This window comes from Streptomyces thermovulgaris (genome assembly GCF_002155915.1).
GTDB classification, from domain to species: Bacteria; Actinomycetota; Actinomycetes; order Streptomycetales; family Streptomycetaceae; genus Streptomyces; species Streptomyces thermovulgaris.
In genome coordinates, this window is record NZ_MUME01000544.1 from 1 (window position 1) to 2,894 (window position 2,894).

General features: G+C 73.4%; 4 protein-coding genes. 2 read left to right on the plus strand and 2 right to left on the minus strand.

The window, feature by feature from the left end; all coding sequences use genetic code 11:
* Nucleotides 1-98: 98 nt before the first annotated feature.
* Nucleotides 99-698, minus strand: a complete 600-nt coding sequence (locus CCN35_RS27195; protein WP_067389166.1) for a nucleotidyltransferase family protein — start codon at nt 696-698, stop codon at nt 99-101.
* A 231-nt stretch (nt 699-929) separates the two neighbouring features.
* Here CCN35_RS27195 and CCN35_RS27200 point away from each other — a divergent pair, with 231 nt between their 5' ends.
* Complete coding sequence (locus CCN35_RS27200) at nt 930-1,244, plus strand: DUF5955 family protein (protein ID WP_079129534.1); 315 nt, start codon at nt 930-932, stop codon at nt 1,242-1,244.
* Nucleotides 1,245-1,361: 117 nt separating this feature from the next.
* Here CCN35_RS27200 and CCN35_RS27205 read toward each other — a convergent pair whose 3' ends face one another.
* Nucleotides 1,362-1,562: a hypothetical protein gene (locus tag CCN35_RS27205; protein WP_067389164.1), complete on the minus strand. Its 201-nt coding sequence runs from the start codon at nt 1,560-1,562 to the stop codon at nt 1,362-1,364.
* Between the two features lie 179 nt (nt 1,563-1,741).
* Here CCN35_RS27205 and CCN35_RS27210 point away from each other — a divergent pair.
* Nucleotides 1,742-2,894, plus strand: a 1,153-nt coding sequence (locus CCN35_RS27210; RefSeq protein WP_245863556.1) for a sensor histidine kinase, incomplete at its 3' end; no start/stop codon positions are given.

Sequence of the window (2,894 nt, forward strand, 5' to 3'; positions counted from 1 at the left end):
GGAGACGGGGGAGGAAGGGCGGAAGGTCCGTGCTGTGCTGATGTCGAGACTTCCCGGGAGCGGCACCGGGCGCCACTCGGCGTCCGGTGCCGCCCTGCTCAGGTGAGAAGTCCCAGGTCGGCCTCGGTGTCGATGTCGTACGGCCGTGCCACGTCGCCGCACTCGACGAGGGCGAGCGACTCCTCGTGCGCCCTCAGATAGGCGCGTGCCCCCCGGTCGCCGGTCGCACTCGCCGCGACGCCCGCCCAGTGGGCCGCGCCGAGCAGGACGGGATGCCCGCGGACCCCGTCGTACGTCGCCGAGACCAGCGACGTCCCGTCCCGGTACGCCGCGCGCACCCGGGCCACCGCCTCGGCGCCCACGCCGGGCTGGTCGACCAGCAGGACCAGGGCCGCCCCGGCCTCCGTACCGGTCAGTGAGTCCAGCCCGGCCCGCAGCGAGGAGCCCATGCCCCGCTCCCACTCCGGGTTGTCCACGAGCACACAGCCCGCCAGCCGCGCCCGCTCCCGTACGTCACGGGCCCGCGCGCCCAGCACCACGTGGACGCGTGCGCAGCCGCCCGCCCGCAGGGCCCCGGCCGCATGCTCCACCAGCGGCCGGCCCCGGTGCTCGAGCAGCGCCTTGGGGCGTCCCCCGAGCCGCCGTCCGCCGCCGGCGGCCAGCACCAGCCCGGCCACCTCGCACTCCGTGCGTGTCATGGCTCCTGCCTACCCGAAGGACCGCCGGGCCCACCCGAAGAACCGCCGGGCCCACCCGAAGGACTGCGCCGCTTGCTCGAAGGACCACACCGGGGCCACCCGGCGGACCACCGGGCGCACGGTGCTCTTAGGGCTGAATTTTGGTCTCCACGGTGGCGTGTCCCGTTCCGGGTGACGTTTACTGATCCGTCCGGAGCTGTGCACGAGGAAGTGCCAGGGGGAGGACGGGCTGTGTTGCGGAGCTTGGGGCAGAGGCCGGTGACCGGCAGTGGTGAGGATCCCAGGGTGGCGGAGCTGCGCGCCGCCGTGTCCAGGTTGCGTCGGGAGCTCGCCGCGCACCCCGCGGAGCTTCCCGACCGGGCGATAGCCGAGGACGAGCTCGCCGCTCTCGCCGCGATGGCCGACCACGGCGGTCTCGAGACATCGCGGCTGCGCCGTTCCCTGCTGCTGATCGCCGGATCGATCGGCTCGGTCAGCGCCCTGAGGGACGGACTGGCGCGGGTGCGGGCCGCGGTGGACCTGTTCGGGGGGCCGCCGCGCCGCTGAGCACCGCCGGTCCGGATCGGTCCGGTCCGGCCGGGCGCGGTCGGGAAGAGCGGCCGAGTCCGGGGAGCGACGGGTGGGGCGACCGGATCCGGCCGCCCACCCCGCCTCTCACTCGTCTCACTCGGTCTTCTGCTTGTCGGACAGGACGAACAGCGCACACGCCAGCACGATCAGGGCGATGCTCGCGTAGATCTCGTAGCCGTCGAGGAAGCCGATCCGCTGCACCAGGCCTCCGTGCCAGCCGGTGAACACGTGCACCAGGCCGAACGCACCCTGCACCAGGGCGATGAATCCGAGGAATCCCAGCAAGTTCTTCACGGTACGACCTTCACCTCGCAGAGCATTCTCGTCCATCGGCCGCAGGGCGAGCCGTCGCCGTCGGAAGTCTGCTGTCGCGGCCCGTGGGTGCGACCAAAGTCCATGCCGGTGCGACTTCGGTCGCCGATCCGCCGCACCGGGGGGTGAGGCGCGGGGCGGCTTGCGTAGATTGGCGCAATGTGACGAGCGACGGAACGACGTGGGAACCGCCGGTGTTCACGGCACGGCGATGGTGGCTGCCGTCCGCCGTGGCGGACGAGCTGACCGAGGTGTTCGACCCCGACACCGGACGGCGGAGCCGGTCGCGGCGCACCGCACGTGACTGGATCGTCGACTTCAGCTGCTTCTTCCTGGCCGTGGCGCTGTGGCTGGCCACCGCGGGCACCCTGCACAACGACCCTCACACCCCGCGCGCCCTGATCGCCGCCGACCTGCTGCTCGGCGCCCTCTCCTGCCCGACGGTCTGGCTGCGCCGCCGCTGGCCCCTCGGCCTGGCCGTCGTCATGCTCCCCGTCTCCTTCGTCGCGTCCACCGCGGCCGGGGCCCAGATCGTCATGCTCTTCACACTCGCCGTGCACCGGCCCTTCCGGTACGTGGCCTGGATCGGCGGTGCCATGATCGCCCTGATCCCGGTCTTCTACTGGTGGCGCCCCGACCCCGACATGACCTACCCGGGCGCCGTCGTCTTCTCCGTGCTGCTGACTTTCCTGACCATCGGCTGGGGCATGTTCGTACGGGCCAAGCGGCAGCTCATGCTGAGCCTGCGCGACCGGGCCCGGCGCGCCGAGACGGAGGCGCGGCTGCGCGCCGAGCAGGCACAGCGGCTCGCCCGCGAGGCCATCGCCCGGGAGATGCACGACGTCCTCGCCCACCGGCTCACCCTGCTGAGCGTGCACGCGGGCGCCCTGGAGTTCCGGCCCGAGGCGCCCCGCGAGGAGATCGCGCGGGCGGCCGGGGTGATCCGGGAGAGCGCGCACGAGGCCCTGCAGGACCTGCGGGAGATCATCGGCGTCCTGCGGGCCGACGGTTCCGACGACGCGGGCCGCCCCCAGCCGACCCTTGCCACACTGGGCGCCCTGATCGCCGAGTGGCGTGAGGCCGGCATGGAGGTCACCCTGACCGACACCGTCACCGACCCGGCCGCCGTCCCCGCCTCCATCGGCCGCACCGCCTACCGCATCGCTCAGGAGGCCCTGACCAACGCCCGCAAGCACGCCCCGGGCACACGGGTGACGGTGACGGTCGCCGGTGCCCCGGGCGACGGCCTCGACATCCGCATACGCAACTCGGCCCCCGAGCGCGAAGCCCCCCACGTCCCCGGCTCCGGCCAGG